14 protein-coding genes are annotated in these 15,734 nt (G+C 63.6%); 7 read left to right on the plus strand and 7 right to left on the minus strand.

Annotated features, from left to right (window positions below; translation table 11 throughout):
- Positions 1–619 precede the first annotated feature (619 nt).
- From QFZ36_RS00985 to QFZ36_RS00995, 3 genes are all read left to right on the plus strand, one after another.
- On the plus strand, positions 620–1,036 hold the full coding sequence (locus QFZ36_RS00985) for a CBS domain-containing protein (protein ID WP_306633168.1): 417 nt from the start codon (positions 620–622) through the stop codon (positions 1,034–1,036).
- A 154-nt stretch (positions 1,037–1,190) separates the two neighbouring features.
- On the plus strand, positions 1,191–1,610 hold the full coding sequence (locus QFZ36_RS00990) for a hypothetical protein (protein WP_306633169.1): 420 nt from the start codon (positions 1,191–1,193) through the stop codon (positions 1,608–1,610).
- A 240-nt stretch (positions 1,611–1,850) separates the two neighbouring features.
- The gene (locus QFZ36_RS00995; protein WP_306633171.1) at positions 1,851–2,288 is read left to right on the plus strand and encodes a hypothetical protein; all 438 of its coding nucleotides are present in this window, start codon (positions 1,851–1,853) and stop codon (positions 2,286–2,288) included.
- A 109-nt stretch (positions 2,289–2,397) separates the two neighbouring features.
- On the opposite strand, the gene QFZ36_RS01000 is transcribed toward QFZ36_RS00995, so the two are convergent.
- The 4 genes from QFZ36_RS01000 to QFZ36_RS01015 form a co-directional block, all read right to left on the minus strand.
- Entirely contained in the window at positions 2,398–3,000 is a 603-nt protein-coding gene (locus QFZ36_RS01000; RefSeq protein WP_306633172.1) for a TetR/AcrR family transcriptional regulator, read from the minus strand.
- A gap of 219 nt (positions 3,001–3,219) precedes the next feature.
- The gene (locus QFZ36_RS01005) at positions 3,220–4,086 is read right to left on the minus strand and encodes an alpha/beta fold hydrolase (RefSeq protein ID WP_306633174.1); all 867 of its coding nucleotides are present in this window, start codon (positions 4,084–4,086) and stop codon (positions 3,220–3,222) included.
- A 50-nt stretch (positions 4,087–4,136) separates the two neighbouring features.
- Positions 4,137–5,135, minus strand: a complete 999-nt coding sequence (locus tag QFZ36_RS01010) for an NADP-dependent oxidoreductase (RefSeq protein ID WP_306633176.1) — start codon at positions 5,133–5,135, stop codon at positions 4,137–4,139.
- A gap of 295 nt (positions 5,136–5,430) precedes the next feature.
- On the minus strand, positions 5,431–6,144 hold the full coding sequence (locus tag QFZ36_RS01015; RefSeq protein WP_306633178.1) for an SDR family oxidoreductase: 714 nt from the start codon (positions 6,142–6,144) through the stop codon (positions 5,431–5,433).
- An 865-nt stretch (positions 6,145–7,009) separates the two neighbouring features.
- Between QFZ36_RS01015 and QFZ36_RS01020 the strand changes: the two genes are divergently transcribed.
- From QFZ36_RS01020 to QFZ36_RS01030, 3 genes are all read left to right on the plus strand, one after another.
- A complete protein-coding gene (locus tag QFZ36_RS01020) occupies positions 7,010–7,699 on the plus strand; it encodes a GAF and ANTAR domain-containing protein (protein WP_306633180.1) in 690 nt (229 codons plus the stop codon).
- Positions 7,700–7,815: 116 nt separating this feature from the next.
- Positions 7,816–8,547 carry a lytic transglycosylase domain-containing protein gene (locus QFZ36_RS01025; protein ID WP_306633182.1) on the plus strand — a complete coding sequence of 244 codons (732 nt, stop codon included), beginning with the start codon at positions 7,816–7,818 and terminating at the stop codon, positions 8,545–8,547.
- Positions 8,548–8,787: 240 nt separating this feature from the next.
- The gene (locus QFZ36_RS01030; RefSeq protein ID WP_306633184.1) at positions 8,788–9,450 is read left to right on the plus strand and encodes a dihydrofolate reductase family protein; all 663 of its coding nucleotides are present in this window, start codon (positions 8,788–8,790) and stop codon (positions 9,448–9,450) included.
- A 61-nt stretch (positions 9,451–9,511) separates the two neighbouring features.
- On the opposite strand, the gene QFZ36_RS01035 is transcribed toward QFZ36_RS01030, so the two are convergent.
- The 3 genes from QFZ36_RS01035 to QFZ36_RS01045 all read right to left on the minus strand — a co-directional run bounded on the left by QFZ36_RS01035 (position 9,512) and on the right by QFZ36_RS01045 (position 12,699).
- Positions 9,512–9,751 (minus strand): hypothetical protein, encoded by a 240-nt coding sequence (locus tag QFZ36_RS01035; RefSeq protein WP_306633186.1) that lies wholly within the window; start codon positions 9,749–9,751, stop codon positions 9,512–9,514.
- A 9-nt stretch (positions 9,752–9,760) separates the two neighbouring features.
- The gene (locus tag QFZ36_RS01040) at positions 9,761–11,194 is read right to left on the minus strand and encodes a flotillin family protein (protein ID WP_306633188.1); all 1,434 of its coding nucleotides are present in this window, start codon (positions 11,192–11,194) and stop codon (positions 9,761–9,763) included.
- Positions 11,195–11,436: 242 nt separating this feature from the next.
- A complete protein-coding gene (locus tag QFZ36_RS01045) occupies positions 11,437–12,699 on the minus strand; it encodes a cation:proton antiporter (protein WP_306633190.1) in 1,263 nt (420 codons plus the stop codon).
- Positions 12,700–13,466: 767 nt separating this feature from the next.
- Between QFZ36_RS01045 and QFZ36_RS01050 the strand changes: the two genes are divergently transcribed.
- A complete protein-coding gene (locus QFZ36_RS01050; RefSeq protein ID WP_306633192.1) occupies positions 13,467–15,569 on the plus strand; it encodes a bifunctional polysaccharide deacetylase/glycosyltransferase family 2 protein in 2,103 nt (700 codons plus the stop codon).
- Positions 15,570–15,734 lie beyond the last annotated feature (165 nt).

Consider the following 15,734-nt stretch of genomic DNA (forward strand, 5'->3'; position numbering starts at 1 on the left):
GCGGTGCAGGTGGAAGGGTGCTCCAGGCTCGACCTGATGAATGCGAGCGGCATGACTTAGCAAGCTATGTGGGTGGTGCTTCAGTGCGGCGGCTTTGTCAGCCACGTCAGGCTCATGTTCGTCAACAGTGGGCTCGAGCCGGTACCGAGGGCTCGGCTCGGGGAGACTTGCCGTGGAATATTCCGTGTCCGTGTTCCTGCACCAATGCCGCCGGCGAAACCCACAAGAAGCACAACATCGCGTGCTCCTGTCCGGGCCTTCACATTGCAGCACTCAGTGGACCGTTTCAGTGCATTTCGAGTCTGTCGTGACCACGCGCACGGATCTACACTGAAGCATTCCGCGATGCCTGCGGGCTGGCGCTGCTGAGCGGGTTACCGAAGGTCAAGGACGTATCGGGAAGGGCCGGCGATGGGCAGAGCGTGTTCCTGCTTGGCGCAGTCGCGGCTGGGCTGGTCTGCTACGGCGCGTACTCAACGGCCCGTTCACGGTATGGAAAGTTCTAAGGGCCGTGCCGAAACCGAGTCAGCGGCCGTCCGGCAAGGTAGGAGGAATTCGTAGGAATCAAAGAGACCAGGAACTTCACACCCCCACACCCGCTCAACACTAGGAGAAAGCCATGGCCACAGCACGCGACATCATGACAGGCGGAGTCGAATGCGTCGGTGAGAACGAAACGCTGGAAGCAGCGGCACGAAAGATGAAGGAACTGGACGTCGGCGCACTGCCCATATGCGGCGAGGACAACCGGCTCAAGGGCATGATCACGGACCGGGACATCGTCATAAAATGCTTCGCCGAAGGCGGCGATCCACGTACTGCAAAGGCCGGGGATTTTGGCCAGGGTAAGCCGGTGACCGTTGGTGCGGACGATTCCATCGAAGAAGTGATCAGGACCATGGGGGAGCATCAGGTGCGCCGGCTGCCGGTCATTGACGGGCATGACCTGGTGGGCATCATCAGCCAGGCAGATGTGGCGCGCAACTACCCGGAGGACAGGGTCGGGGAACTCGTCGAACTCATCTCCTTCTACTGAGCGCGCCCGATTCCGGCGCGGAAGGCAGTGCCGGCGCGAGTGGCTCTGCCTTCCGTGACCACGGACCCAGTCGGCAAGGAACCTTTTTGGATAAGGGGAGGCGGGCTGGCCTTCGTTATGCTCTTCATTCCGGTTGCGGCGCTAGAGAGGATCGATGATGAAAGTCCTGGCCTCAGTCTCGCTGGTGCAGCTCATTGTCCAACTTGCGGGAGCGCGCAAAGCTCTCCGCGACCAGATCCCGTACGACCTTCCCCTTATGCAAGGGAAGACGGAGAACGTCACGCGCGATCTGTGGACCATCGGCAGCAGACTGTCCGCCCCGGCGCCTTTGCTCGCCGCCCAGGCGGCGGGAATCGTTCTGCTGTTCGTCCGGCCGCGGCCCTGGCTGTGTCAGGCGATTGGGTGTCTCGGCGCCGTCTACATCCCTGGCATCCTGTCAGAGCGCGTCACTCGGGAGTCGTTCCGGCACCCAAACAGGGAGATCACCCCGCTCACGGCCTCGGCACTTGGCCTCTCTCTTGCCATGGCGTTGCTCGGTCTGGCCGGACGAAAGCGACGCACTTCCCCAGGATAAGGGCGTTATGGTCTTGCCCTCCCTTGCCCGTCAAGGGCCCAACTCCATACCATGCGAAGCTTCATGCGATTAGTCGAAGCCCTTGTCCAACTGGATCTGAGGCAGGCGCTGCGGCTGCCCAAATTCCACCACCTCTGCTTATAAGGCGGCAAGGGTGACCGGCGGCGAGGCGTTGAGCTCTGGCGGTCGGGACTTCAGCTAACTAGGCTCTCAAGCATCACCCGCCTAGTAAGGGGATTCATGATGAAACTGAGCCACATCCCTCTCCGCCTCGCCACTGGAGCGTTCATTCTGAATGCCGGCTATAGCAAGCGGAATCTGGACAAGGACACTGCCGCACAAATGCAAGGCATGGGGGCCAAGGTTTACCCACAGCTCACCCGGATGGAACCAGAGGCGTTCGGGAAGTTGCTCAGCTACGCCGAGATCACTTTGGGCGCGATCCTTCTCGCACCGTTCGTGCCGAGCCGTCTTGCCGGGCTGGGCCTTGGCATCTTCTCGGCCTCCCTTCTTACCATGTACCGAAGAATCCCGGAAATGACTCTGGAAGACGGGATCCGGCCCAGCCAGCAAGGCACCGCACTGGCAAAGGACGTCTGGATGCTCGGGATTGCCGCCGCGCTGATCCTTGACCGGACGCCCGCAAAGGGGTCATCCCGGAAGGTGCTGAAGGTATAGGAGCCATCCGTGCCACCAGTGGGACATACCCGCGGTGCCCCAGGCGTTCGCACTTGCCAAAGGGGCGAGCCCTGGCCGGTGGACCTCGTCGAGGTTCTTGCTGGAGGAGTTAGTGGGGCACCAGCAGGCTGACTTGGGACCTGATGTCCTGCACAATGGCGTCGGTACTCGAGGCGGCGTTCACGGTCGCTGCCATGCTGACGAACATGATCGCCGAGACGATGCGTGCCGTCGTTGCGGCGTCACCGGCACCTCCCAGCCCGTCCCTGCCAAGGACGGCAGCGATGGCCTCCTCGGTCTGCGCGACGATGGAGAGGGCCTCGCTGTGGTGCGGCTCTGTCGGGTCCCCGAAGACCATCTCCCGGAGGTATGTGCGTCCGTTGTCGACTTGGGTCCGGTTGCACTCCACGATTGGCCGCACTAGGGCCATCACTGCATCCAGTGCATCCGGAGTGGTCTCGGCATCCGCCCGGCCCCGCTCGAGGGCTTCGGCGTAGTGCGCGTTCTGGACGAGCAGGAGGAGTTCACCTTTGGTCTTTGCGTAGAGGAACAGGGTTCCGGTGCCGATGTCGGCCTTGTCGGCGATTTGCTGGGTTGTAACGTCCTCGACCCCGTGTTCGGCGAACAGCTCACTCGCTGCGGCGGTGATGCGGTCGAGTTTCTGTTGTTTGTTCCGCTCGCGCCGTCCGAGCGGCTGGGACGTGACAGGCATGGGGTTCCCTCCGGACTTAAACTGACTCGACTCAGTAATGAGTATAACGATTAATGCGTTCCCGAGTTCCTCCCGCGGTTTCTTCTTTTGTTCTTGGTGGGGGAGGGCCCAGGCCTGGCCTGTGAGCGGGCTTTACCTCGTAGATGTGGATTGCGGAAGCCAACGGCATCGTTGACGGTGTGGTGCCCGTGGGTGCTTTCCTGCCGGAAGCTGGACTGGTCACTGAGCGAGGAATTCGACGGCGGCTGGGGCGAACTTGGCGTGATACTGGAAGATGCCGCCGTGACCGGAGTCGGGGTAGATGATCAGGTCGGATCCCTTGATTCGTCGATGGAGGTCCTCGGAGAGCACGGAGGGAATCATGCGGTCGTTGTCACCGTTGGCGATAAGGGTTGGGTGCGTGAGCGTGGACAGGTCCGCCGGGGCGGAGCGACCGAACTTCTGGATCGCCTTCAGCTGCGTCTGGAATGCACGGGTGCTGATCGGCTTGTCACGGTCGACCGTGCGCCCCTTGAGGCGGTTGATGAACGCTTTCGCTGCGGGTTTGCCCGTGGTGTTGCGGTTAAAGAACAGGAATTCCTTGGGGTCCGACCCCGTAAGGGTTGCGCGGAAAATGTCCCAGTAGGTGGTGCCCACGACCCTGTCGATGTCCTTGCCTCCCCGCGGGCCGGTTCCGGTCAGCACGAGCTTGCGGAGGAGGTTCGGATGCTTGAGGGCGAGGTCCTGGGCGATCATGCCGCCCAGGGTGAACGCGAAGATATCGATTTTGCCGAACCCGAGGGCGTTGATGAAGGTGTACGCGTCGTCGGCCATTGCCTCGATGCTGTGGGGAACATTCCCGCTGGAAGCGCCGACGCCGGGCTGGTCGAAGGTGATGACGTGGCGGTTCTTGGCAATGGGGTCGATGATCCGGGGATCCCAGTTATCCATGGTGGCGGCGAGGTGAACGAAAAACACGACCGGAATGCCTCCCTTGGGCCCCAGCTCACGGTAGGCAAAGGTAACGCCTCCGGCGGTGATGGCGCTGGCAGGTGCATTCGCGTATGAGGTGACGACGAATTCGTTCGGTGTGTTGGTGTTGTCCATGACGGTTCTTCTTCTGTCTGGTTTATGGGATGGAAAAGGTGCGGGCGGGTTCAGTGGGTCAGAGCGACCACTGCCTTTCCGCGGATGCCGCCAAAGGCCAGGGACTGCAGCGCCTCCGGGGTCTGGTCGAAGGTGAAGACCCTTCCTACGGTTGCGCGCAGGACGCCGTCGTCGACGAGGGCACTGATCTGCCGCAGTTGGTCGCCGCTGGCGCGCATGAAGAGGAACTCGTAGCTGACGCCGAGCTTCCTCGCCTGCCGCCGGATCTTGCTGCTGAGCGCGGTGACCGCCAGGCGCAGCACAGGATTCAGTCCGGCTTCGCGGGCGAATGCCGGATCGGGCGGGCCGGAGATACCAATCGCCTTCCCGCCGGGCTTGAGGACGCGCAGTGACTTCTGCAGGTTCTCCCCGCCGAGGCTGTCGAGCACCAGGTCGTAACCGCTGAGGAGCTGCTCGAAGTCCTGGGTGCGGTAGTCGATCACGATGTCCGCGCCGAGGTCCCGCACGAAGCAGGCGTTGGAGTTGCTCGCGGTGGTTGCAACGGTGGCGCCGAGGTGCTTGGCGAGCTGGATGGCGATCGAGCCGACTCCGCCGGCGCCGGCGTGAATAAGGACCTTCTGCCCCGGGCGCAGGTTGCCCCGCTCGACGAGGGCCTGCCAGGCGGTCAGCGCCACGAGTGGCATTGAGCCGGCCTCCTCCATGCTGGCCGACGCGGGCTTCAGCGCAAGGTCCTCATCAGCGACGGCGATGCGCTCGGCGAACGTGCCGATGCGGTCTTTGTCAGGACGGCCGTAAACCTCATCACCCGGCTTGAACCCTCGCACCTTGGCCCCAACCTGCAGGACGGTGCCGGCGACGTCGTTGCCGAGGATCAGCTGGAGCTTGTAGGGAAGGATTTGCTTGAACTCACCCAACCGGATCTTCTCGTCCAACTGGTTCAAGCCCGCCGCTTGAACCTGCACGAGCACGTCCCGTTCACCGACGGCCGGCTCGGCGACCTCCGCTTCGCGCAAGGGCTGCTTGTACTGGGTGACGACGAACGCTCGCATGTGTGATGCTCCTTCAGTGAGGGGGTGGTTACCGGTCGCTGCCGTGGTGCAGGCTTCTCCCGGCGGGGCCATCTGAGTCGGTGCGGGAGGGTATCCATGCAATCGTTGCTTGGACCAACAGATTTTTGATCTAACTCAATTATGACTGCACTCAGATATTTGTCAATGGGAGTTCCTGGCTTTGTGCGCGAAGCGCGTAAACCGTGGCGCCATCTGCTCCGGCTCGCCCATTTCGGTTGGTTGATTCCGGGCTCGTAGTGCCGTGGTCATCATGGCCGCGGCACTATCGTTTTTCTTAGGCTTTGTTGTGCGTCAGTTGCGGGTAGACGGCCTCGATGGGGCTGCTGAGTCCGGCCTTGAGCTGCACGGATGTCTCGTCAGCGAGAACTTGGTACTCGCCGGATTCGACGGCGTCCATCACGGTGCGTACGAGTTCAGCCGGGTCCATCTTGGGATCGGTTGCATGCGCGGCCATGGCCGTGTCGACGTACCCGACGTGGACGCCTACGACGTGCACCCCGTCCGGGGCGAGTTCCAGGCGTAGAGAGTTGGTGGCTGACCAGAGGGCGGCCTTGGTGGCGCTGTAGATGCCACCAACGGCGTACCAGCTCATCGCGGAGTGGATGTCGATGATTACTGATTCATCTTTCGCAGACAGGATTGGTGCGAAGGCGCGGGCGAGGAACAGCGGGCCGAGGAAGTTCGTTTCGACGTTGGTCCGGATTTCCGCGTCGGTGTGGGTGAGGATGCCCGGGCTTGCCACGGAGGCTCCGGCATTGTTGATCAGCACTGTGACGTCCCCGGCGGCGTCGACGGCTGCCTGGATGGAGGTGGAGTCGGTGACGTCGAGGGTGAGCGGGACGATGCGGGCGTCTTCCCAGGTGCGCGGGGTGCGGGCGGTGGCATAGACCTTGCTCGCACCCCGGGCGAGGGCGTCGTGGACGAAGTGGGTTCCGATGCCGCCGTTTGCGCCGGTGACGAGGACGACTGCTCCATTAATTGAGGGCATTTTGTTGGTCTTTCTTGTTACAGGACTACATCCCCGCCGGTCGGCGCGGATGGTGGTGATGCGTCTTAGCGGCTGCCCGTCCCTGGCTCGCAGTGGAGCGGGCACGGCGGGCGGCCTGAGGGGTTTCGTCGAACGTGGGCAAGGGACGGGTAGGCCGGTCTCTTTGCATCTGAAGTGTCAGAGCATGACTTCCGCGCAGGGCCGGGGGTAATAGTGATAACACTCATAACTGAGTGCAATCAGAGAATATTCCGGGGAAAGCGAAGATTTTGCCCACGGCCTCGAAGTGCAATGACCTGCGATGTGGCCGGGACGCAATCCAGCGCGATCTCTGCCGGCCTAAAGGGGGCGCCTGCATGTTCCTGGCAAATGGCGACCTTCCCATCGGAAGCACCAAGGCAGGCTGCAGTGACGATGTACAGCCCGGCCGCCGGCACGTTCGCTGCTTTGCCAAACCCCCTGAAGGCCCCGTCCAGTGGCCCTCATCAATAAGCAGAATTGGTTCCGGCGATTCTTTGAGGATCCTGTCCAGCTCGGCGCAGTTCTTCGCCTCCTGTTCCAGGACCTGCAAATTAGAGTACGGCCGCGGCGATGATGCTGCGGGCTTCGGGTCCACTGCTGGGTACCGGACGAGTCGCCTGGTGTGCCATCATGGCGCGGGCCCGACGCCCAACCTGTGGGAGAAGGGTAGGTTCTTCTTCTGCCGGGTACTGAATCTTGCCGTAGGCTGGGAGGGAAACGTCCGGAAGTGGGCGTCTTCACGCGGCGCTGTCTTTCTGCCGTTGAAGACTCTCTAAGGACGCGCGATGGACGCTATACCCCCCCGGCCGAACTGCAGGATGGAATCGCCTCGCGGCTCCAGGACATGGTCCTGGAAACTTCGGACGCTGAGGAGTTCTTTCAGGAACTGGCCGTCTTCTCCGCGTCCCTCCTCTCGCCACCCAATTCGAAGGTGCACTGCAATGTCACCGTGGTGCGCAGGAAAAAACCTGTCACGGTAGCATGCAGCAGCGCCACGGCACGGGTGATGGACGAACTCCAGTACGCCTTCGGCGACGGGCCTTGCCTGACCGCCATGCGCACCGGTACCACCGTCTACGTCCCCGACGTTTCGCGCGAACACCGCTGGCCGGAATACATCCGCGCCGTCGCCAAACAGGGAGTCCAATCGATCCTCGGTGTGCCCCTGCGGCTGGAGGGAGAATCCACCGCTGCTTTGAACATCTACTCTTCGCGGCCATACGGAATAACGGGGGAGGACATTGCCCGCGCGGAGCTGTTCGGTGAACAATCCGCCAAGACCCTCCGGCTGGAGCTGCGCCTGACACGGCTGCAGGAAGCGAAGGACAACCTGGAAGCGGCGATGAAGAACCGGACAGCCATCGATATTGCAGTAGGCGTGATCATGGGCCAGAACCGATGCAGTCAGGACGCCGCCTTCACCATGCTGAGGAAAGCGTCCAATTCCCGCAACGCCAAACTCCATGACATAGCAGCGGGAGTCATCGCATCCATCTCACCTGAGGCGAGTTTGCACACATACTTCGATGAATGACGTGATTTGGCACCCTAAACGTATCGACCGTCCACCGCTTCGCAAAATCGGCGGTTCCGCAGGCGGTCAATGAGCCCGGATGGTTTGATTAGTCGGTGCTCCGTCTAAAACGCCTAATGGTTTTCACCCTATTCGCGATGTGCGCCATCACCGCATTCTCGTTCTGGGCAACTCGGCAGCCCGGTGCAGACGCGGGCGGGGCGCTTTCTCCACCGCCGCGGGCGGGGGCGGAACTTGACACATTATCCGCCGGGATCACCACCGCCGTGAACGTAACCCAGAGTCCCGATGCCCAGTGGCTTACCCAGGCTGCCGCCCGGACGGGGATCCCTGCCCGTGCGCTGCAGGCTTACGTTGCTGCGGCCGTCAGGGCCAATGATTCCGCTCCGGCGTGCGGAATCGGCTGGAATACGGTGGCAGCAGTGGGCGCCGTCGAATCAGGGCACGGAACGTACGGCGGCAGCAGCCTTAACACCGCAGGGCAGGCCACGGGCCCCATTGTGGGCCCAAGTCTCAACGGCGTCGGATTCGCGGCCATCCCGGACACGGACGCCGGTGCCTTGGATGGCGACGCGCGCTGGGACCACGCCGTCGGACCCATGCAGTTCATTCCCTCCACCTGGGAGCTTGCAGGACGGGACGGGAACGGGGATGGAACAGCGGACCCGTTCAATATCGACGACGCCGCCCTGAGTGCGGCGACTTACCTGTGCGCCCACGGCCGAGACCTCTCAACTGCGCAAGGGTGGACGGACGCCGTCTACACCTACAACCAGTCCGATCCCTACATTCGCCAGGTGCGGACCCAAGCCACGGCATATGCCGTGAAGGCCGGCACCGCCGAATGAGTCCACAGGGTTGACGGGAGGCATGGTTTTCACGAGCACGACGGCGTTTCCCGCCCGATGTGCGCCGAATCAAGGATTCGCGCGGATCTGGCGGGGAGCTCCGGCGCCGTGTACCTTCCTGGACTGCTTGCAGGTCACCCGCACCTGCGCTACGGTCGGCGCAGCGCTTGTGTGCTGCAAGTGTTGAGGCTGACAGATCCGAGTGCCGCCTCCAGCGCCCGGCCACGATCAAGGAGTCCGATGTCACTCGTTCGCGTTCACAATTTCTCCGTTTCGCTCGACGGATTCGGTACTGGCGAAGGGCAGGAGCTGGACGCACCTTTCGGGCACGCCGGGAGGCGCCTGATGGAGTGGGCTCTTCCGACGCGCACTTTTGCACAGATGGGCCTGCACGGCGAGGAAGAGGGCTCCACCGGAATCGACGAAACCTTCGCGAGCCGGTGGGCCTCCGGCATCGGTGTGGAGATTATGGGCCGCAACAAGTTCGGGCCTCAGCGCGGCACCTGGGACAATGAGGAGTGGCAGGGCTGGTGGGGCGACAACCCACCGTTCCACACCCCGGTGGTGGTCCTCACCCACCACCCGCGTCCGCAATTGACGATGAAGGGTGGCACGACCTTCCACTTTGTGGATGCCGAACCTGCCGAAGCCCTTGAGCACGCCCGCGCTCTCGCCGGTGACCTCGACGTGCGAATCGGGGGCGGCGCCACTACGATCCGCCAGTTCCTCGAGGCCGACCTGATCGACCAGATGCATATTGTCCTCGTACCGATCCTTCTTGGCCGCGGCGAACGACTGTGGGACCGCCTCGAAGGACTGGAACAGCGCTTCCAGATCGAGGCAGCGCCGTCACCGAGCGGTGTCATCCACATGACCTTCGCCCGACGCGACCGACCCCTCTAGCTGCCCCTCGAGACCCCGGGGCTCGATCCAGGGCGGAGACGGGTCACTCACTTGCGAAGTGTTACCCGTGCCTCAAGACGTCAGGAAGCTCGTCCACGTAGACCGTCTGCGGCGGCTCGAAGTAGATCACCAGTACCTCATCACCCACTGCGAAGTCGCTCGTCTTGTCGAACGGGTGGGCGTGGAAGGCCATGGTGCCGCCGAGGTAGGGCAGCATCACCTCGCCGATAGTGCCCGGCCCGATGTGCCCTGTCACCCGCCCGATCTTTCCTGTCAGGCTCCGGTCAACCTCCTTGTGCATCCGGTGTTCCTATTCGCCGGGAGCCGTGGGCGGACGCCTGGCTTCTTGGCCTTTCTTGAGCGCGGACGCGAGGGCGGGCAGGTAGTCACCCGCCTGTGCCAGGATTCCGCCGAGCATCTTGTTGACGCCGTCGCCGCCGTTCAGGACGGTCATCTGGCCCACGTGTGAGAACGGTTCGGCTGCAGCGGCGATGATGGCGGGCATGTTCTCGGCGAGCTGCTGGGAAATCACCGCGTCCTGGTTGGTCCCCAAAGCCTCTGCCCGCGCCTTGATGCCGTCTGCCTCAGCCAGAGCCTTGGCCTTGATTGCGGAAGCCGCGGCATCGCCCTTGGCTTTGGTGGCCGCGGCTTCGGCTTCGCCGGTGACTTTTGTGGCTCCGGCAGTCGCGGCCGCTGCGGTGGCATTCGCGTGGGCCAGCAGTTCCGTCCGGCGCGCGTTGGCCTGGGCATCAAGCTCGGTGCGGCGCGCCAGTGCCTCGGCGGCACTGATGTCCGCCGCCTTTTTCCCTTCCGCATCGGTCCGCGTGGCGTAGGCCTTCGCATCCGCCGGTTTCCGGACCGTGGTCTGGAGTTTCTGCTCTTCCCGGTCCGCCTCGAGCTTGGCCACTTCGGTTTCCTGGACAACCACCTGCTGCCGCGCTGTGGCATCGGCCAGCGGGCCCGCCTGGGCAGCGTTGGCCTTGGCGCGCTCGGCATTAGCCTGGGCCACGGACTGCCTGATGGCCGAAACGCTTTGCGCGTCTGCGATCAGTGCCGCCGCCTCCGCTTCCTTCTCCGCCGCTTCCCGGTTGCGGGTGGCCTCGGCGATCCGTGCCTCCATCTTCACCTGCGCAATATGAGGCTTTGCGATGTTCTCGATGTATCCGGTCGGGTCCTGCAGATCCTTGATCTGCAGGGAATCCACCACGAGCCCCAGTTTTTCCATCTCCACGCCGCTGGCACTGCGGACCTGCGAACCGAGTTTGTCCCGCTCGCGGATAATCTCCTCCATGGTCATGCTGCCGATGATGGAGCGCAGGTGGCCCTCAAAGACGTTGTATACCTGACTTTCCATTTTGGGCTGCTGGCCCAGGAACCGGCGCGCCGCATTGGCGATAAACGGCGGAGCGTCGCCAATCTTGTAAATGACCACACCTTCCACAATCACCTGGATGCCCTGTGAGGTTACGCAGGAAACTTTGAGCTCAGTTTCATTCAAGGTGAGCGACAAGGTACGTACCGTCTGGAGGCCGGGAAGGACGAGTGCTCCTTTACCCGTGACGATTTTGAAATCCATGCCTGCCCGGGTTTCAAGGGTGCCACGGGTCAGTCCGGAGATAATGAGGGCTTCATTGGGTTCCGCCACCTTCCACATCAGTTTTGTTGCCGCCCAAATAAAGCCCACGGCAAAAACCACCCCCAGGATGATGGCAATAAGAGGGAAGAATGCTGTGAAATCCGGCATAACCAGGTCCTTTCAAGGGTGCGGAACAGGCATTGCGGTAAAACCCCAATAAATGCAGCTGTCCATTCCCGACTGGTCAAATTACTGGCCATTCCGGCCTGCCGGGCCAGCTGTTGTAGACAGTCTGGTTGCGCCCCGTTCAAGAGTCCAGAGTCCGGCAGCTATTTGCCTGTGGCAACGAGATGGATGCACGACGACGGGACCTGGCTTGGGTCGGAGGGCGGGCGGTGCGGCAATCGGTTCTACTTCGTAGCCTCGCCCGGGATGCCGGCCCGGTCCGGGCGCCGAAGGGGCCGCCGCTTGCCTTGCGGAGCCCTTAACGGATCGCGCTGATGTTGCCGGAGTGCGAGCAGCGGAAACAGGAGTACCGAGAGCATTCCTGCTCCCACAAGGGCGGACGCGATTCCGCTCGTGATTAGCCCTTCGTCCCGGCCGATGCCCGTTACCGCCACGATAATCGGCAGGCCTGTTGCCGCAAACAGGACGATGGCCCGCTTGTCACCCGCCGTGGATCTCGGGGGAGCTGCGAGCAAGGACGGCAGTCCGCGGATGATGAGCAGGAGCAGCAGGAAAAGAGGGACCAGCGCCAGGGATGCCGGGCTGCTGGTAAGCGCGCCCAGTTCGAAGTCTATGCCGGTATCGATGAAGAAGACCGGCACCAGGAACCCGAACGCGATGGCGTCGATTTTCATCTCGATGACGTGCCGGTCGTGTTCGGGAGCCCGCGCTATGGCCACCTTCCAGAGGACGCCCGCGGCGAATGCACCCAGCAGCATATCCAGCCCCAGCACCATGCTCAGGACAACGAGCACGCTCAGAATAAACATGATGGACCGGACGGCGAACTGCCCGCTGGTGTGCAGGGTCCTGGTGACCTGTGAGTGGAGCAGGGAGTGCCGTGCACGGGAAGCGAGAAAAATCGCCAGGCCGGTCAACAGAACAAATCCCAGAAGCACCGCCGTCGCCGGCCCCAGCTCCCTGCCGCTGAAGAACAGCGAGATCGCAACCAGGGGACCGAACTCGCCGGCCGCACCCAGCGCTGCCACCGCGATCCCGATCGGGGATTTGGACTCGCCCGCATCGCGAAGGATCGGCAGCAGCGTCCCCAGGGCGGTGGAACACAAGGCGACGCCGACGATCACGGCAGCCTCCGGTCCGGGCGCTAGGACAAACCCGGCACCAATGCCCGCGGCCAGTGAGATGACCCACCCCGCAACCGCACGGTTGACGGGCCGGCCCCGGATTGCGGCGAAGTCGATCTCGTTGCCGGCGACGAAGAAGAGCATGGCCAGCCCGAAATCCGCCAGGGTGTCAGTGAACTGGGTGGATTGTATCCATCCGAGCAGGCCGGGGCCGAGCACGATTCCGAGGACTATTTCGAACACCACGATCGGAACTTTAAGCACCCGGTCCAGGAAACGGGCGGCAAGGGGTGCGGCAACAGCCAGCAACGCGATCAGAACCAACGACGTGGACAAGCCCTGCATCAGCGGTACCTCCGGCACCTCGGCTGGTTCGAAGGAAAGTATTCCAAAGCTACAGCCATCGCCGGCGGCGGCGCCAGAGCAGCCCGTTCCGGGAGGAATGGTCAAGTTGGGTGAAGAAAGGCCATCCTCTAAGGTTGGTGCTCGATGAAAGCCCCTAACGAGACGTCCGATCAGCCGCGCGCCGCGTCGCCACGTGGTCCTGTGTTTGTTGATACGTCAGGCCGGCGGTTGCGGCGGGTCAATCTTTTGGGTGTGGGGGCACTCGGGATCGTGGCAGGGTACGTGGTTCTCCTCCTGGTTGCACTCATGGGCGGGTCCAATGTGGCTGCGCCCTACCTGCCCTTCCCCGCCGCCGCCGGGCCCGGCAACCTGCCGTCTTCCCCACCCCCGCCGGCTTCCAATGCCGCTGGCCCCCAAGGCGCCGAAGGTCCCGCCGCTGTCCCGGCAGCGCCCGCCGCCTTCCAGGTCCCGGCAACGGCGCCCCAGGCCCTCCCTGTAGCACCGCCGGTTACGGCTGCCGCGCCCCCGCCGGCAGCCCCCGCCGGATCCACAGTTGCGCCCGCGGCCACTGGGAAGCCAACGGCGCCTGGGATGAGCAGCTCCGTGCCGGGCCCGAATGAATCTGCGCCGGGCCAGGCAACCCGGCCCTCGTCCCCGCCGCACCCGTGACTTCTCCTCGCCCGATCGGGGGCGGTTTCCGCACCAAAGTCGCTGTACCCACCAAGCGTCCTGTCCGCACGAAAGGCCCTCGTCCAGCCAATGTGAGGGCCCACTGGCTGGTCCTCATGGCCACCCTGTTGGCCTTGGGCCTTGCCCTCGTGGTTCAGGGATACATGCACCACCAGGGCCGGCTCGGTGATGAATCTGTATCGACAGACCAATCTGCCAGTGGGGTCCCGCAGGCTGTGTCCCACGGCGGTCCGGTGGTGGATTCCCGTGGCGGGGCGGTGCGTGCGGTCAGCCCTCCGGACCGCACGGTGGCCCTGACCTTCGACGACGGCCCGGATCCCGTTTGGACGCCCCGGATCCTGGACATCCTTCGGAAGCACCAGGTCCATGCCACCTTCTTCGTCATTGGTTCGGCAGCGGCGGACAACCCCGACCTCGTGCACCGCATCGTGGCCGAAGGCCACGAAATCGGCGTCCATACGCTCACCCACGCTGATCTCGGCACTGCGGGCGCGTGGCGCAGGCAACTCGAGGTGCAGGGTGCCCAGGATGTGATTGTGGGTATCACAGGCCAATCCGCGTCCCTGCTGCGTCCGCCGTTCAGTTCCGGCAACGCCGCGCTCACCAATGGCACGTGGTCGGTGATGCGGGGACTGGCGGACGAGGGTTACCTCACCGTTCTCAGCAGCATGGACAGCGAGGACTGGCGGCTGCCGGGTGCCGAGGCGATCGAGGGCAACCTGGATCCCCCGGGCACGCAGGGGCAGGTGGTCCTGATGCACGACGGCGGAGGCGACCGGGAGCAGACCGTCACCGCCCTCGACTCCGCACTGACAAAGTTCGAGGACAAGGGTTTCCGGGTCACCACCGTGGGTGACTCAATGGGCATTGACAGCACCCGGCAGGCGTCCGGCATGGAAAAGGTCAGCGGGACAGCCTTCCTGTGGGGCATCCGCCTCAGTGACTTCGTGGTCACGGCTATCTCGTGGGCACTTGTTGCTGCCGGCGTCGTGACGTTTATTCGCGCCGTACTCGTGGTCTTCTTTGCCGCACGCCACAGCCGCGCCGCCCGCCGCATCACGGCGGCCGGCCGTGGGCGGCGCAGGGTGGACGTGCTGGTCCGGCCGGAGATTACTGAGCCCGTCACCGTGATCGTGCCGGCATACAACGAGTCCGCCGGCATCGAGGCCGCTGTCCGGTCCATCGTGGCCTCGACCCATCCGGTTGAGATCGTCGTGGTGGACGACGGTTCAACCGACGGGACGGCGGATATCGTGGACGCGCTGGGACTGCCCGGCGTTACAGTGATCCGTAAGGAGAACGGAGGCAAACCGTCTGCGCTGAACGCCGGGCTGTACGCTGCGACCCACAATCTTGTGGTGATGGTGGACGGCGACACCGTGTTCGAACCGGACACTGTCCACGCCCTCATCCAGCCCTTCGCCGACCCGCGCGTGGGCGCTATTTCCGGGAATACGAAGGTCGCCAACCGCGGCGGCATCCTCGGCGCCTGGCAGCACATCGAGTACGTCGTCGGCTTCAACCTGGACCGCAGGCTGTTCGACGTCGCTGAATGCATGCCCACCGTCCCTGGTGCCATTGGTGCTTTCCGGCGTGAGGCCCTCCTCCGGGTCGGCGGAGTCAGTGACGACACACTCGCTGAGGACACCGACCTGACCATGTCACTGTGCCGCGATGGCTGGCGCGTTGTGTACAAGGAGGATGCGCGGGCCTGGACCGAGGCGCCGGCCAGCCTCGGAGCGCTCTGGAAACAGCGGTACCGCTGGTGCTACGGCACGTTGCAGGCCATGTGGAAGCACCGGGGTGCGGTGGTGCAGGGCGGGGCGGCCGGCAAGCTCGGCCGGCGCGGACTTGGCTACCTGCTGGTCCTGCAGGTGCTGCTGCCCCTGTTCGCGCCCGTCGTTGATGTCTTTGCTGTCTACGGCCTGATCTTCCTCGATCCACTCCGGATTGCCGGTCTCTGGCTCATTTTCCTGGCCGTTCAGTTCCTGATGGCTGCCTACGCATTCAGGCTCGACAATGAACGGCTACGGCCGCTCTGGACCCTGCCGCTTCAGCAGTTCGTCTACCGGCAGCTGATGTATCTCGTGGTCATTCAGGCAGTGGTTACAGCGCTGGCCGGCGTACACCTTCGGTGGCACCGCATGGAGAGGTACGGCAGTCTGGGCGATGCCCCGATCGGCCACGGGCAGGCGTAGGACGTTCGGAAGCCGGCCATGGAGTCTTGGGGCCAGGAAACCCGGCTTCCAACACCTATCCACCGGGTGAGCGCTTTGCCCGTCCAGGATCAGCGCCGTGTATCACTGTCCGGCGGCTTGGGCGTCCCACAGGCGGATGTAGCGTAGGACATGCGCGGGAACTGG

The sequence above is a fragment of the Pseudarthrobacter siccitolerans genome, from assembly GCF_030823375.1.
GTDB classification, from domain to species: domain Bacteria; phylum Actinomycetota; class Actinomycetes; order Actinomycetales; family Micrococcaceae; genus Arthrobacter; species Arthrobacter siccitolerans_A.

Bases quoted from the DNA above. Each gene is read 5' to 3' on its own strand.
- QFZ36_RS01025 (WP_306633182.1), top strand. From the start codon at position 7,816: ATGGTTTTCACCCTATTCGCGATGTGCGCCATCACCGCATTCTCGTTC.
- QFZ36_RS01000 (WP_306633172.1), bottom strand. From the start codon at position 3,000: ATGCCTGTCACGTCCCAGCCGCTCGGACGGCGCGAGCGGAACAAACAA.
- QFZ36_RS01005 (WP_306633174.1), bottom strand. From the start codon at position 4,086: ATGGACAACACCAACACACCGAACGAATTCGTCGTCACCTCATACGCG.
- QFZ36_RS01035 (WP_306633186.1), bottom strand. From the start codon at position 9,751: ATGCACAAGGAGGTTGACCGGAGCCTGACAGGAAAGATCGGGCGGGTG.
- QFZ36_RS00995 (WP_306633171.1), top strand. From the start codon at position 1,851: ATGATGAAACTGAGCCACATCCCTCTCCGCCTCGCCACTGGAGCGTTC.
- QFZ36_RS01020 (WP_306633180.1), top strand. From the start codon at position 7,010: ATGGTCCTGGAAACTTCGGACGCTGAGGAGTTCTTTCAGGAACTGGCC.
- QFZ36_RS01040 (WP_306633188.1), bottom strand. From the start codon at position 11,194: ATGCCGGATTTCACAGCATTCTTCCCTCTTATTGCCATCATCCTGGGG.
- QFZ36_RS01015 (WP_306633178.1), bottom strand. From the start codon at position 6,144: ATGCCCTCAATTAATGGAGCAGTCGTCCTCGTCACCGGCGCAAACGGC.
- QFZ36_RS01050 (WP_306633192.1), top strand. From the start codon at position 13,467: ATGGCCACCCTGTTGGCCTTGGGCCTTGCCCTCGTGGTTCAGGGATAC.
- QFZ36_RS01010 (WP_306633176.1), bottom strand. From the start codon at position 5,135: ATGCGAGCGTTCGTCGTCACCCAGTACAAGCAGCCCTTGCGCGAAGCG.
- QFZ36_RS00985 (WP_306633168.1), top strand. From the start codon at position 620: ATGGCCACAGCACGCGACATCATGACAGGCGGAGTCGAATGCGTCGGT.
- QFZ36_RS01030 (WP_306633184.1), top strand. From the start codon at position 8,788: ATGTCACTCGTTCGCGTTCACAATTTCTCCGTTTCGCTCGACGGATTC.
- QFZ36_RS00990 (WP_306633169.1), top strand. From the start codon at position 1,191: ATGATGAAAGTCCTGGCCTCAGTCTCGCTGGTGCAGCTCATTGTCCAA.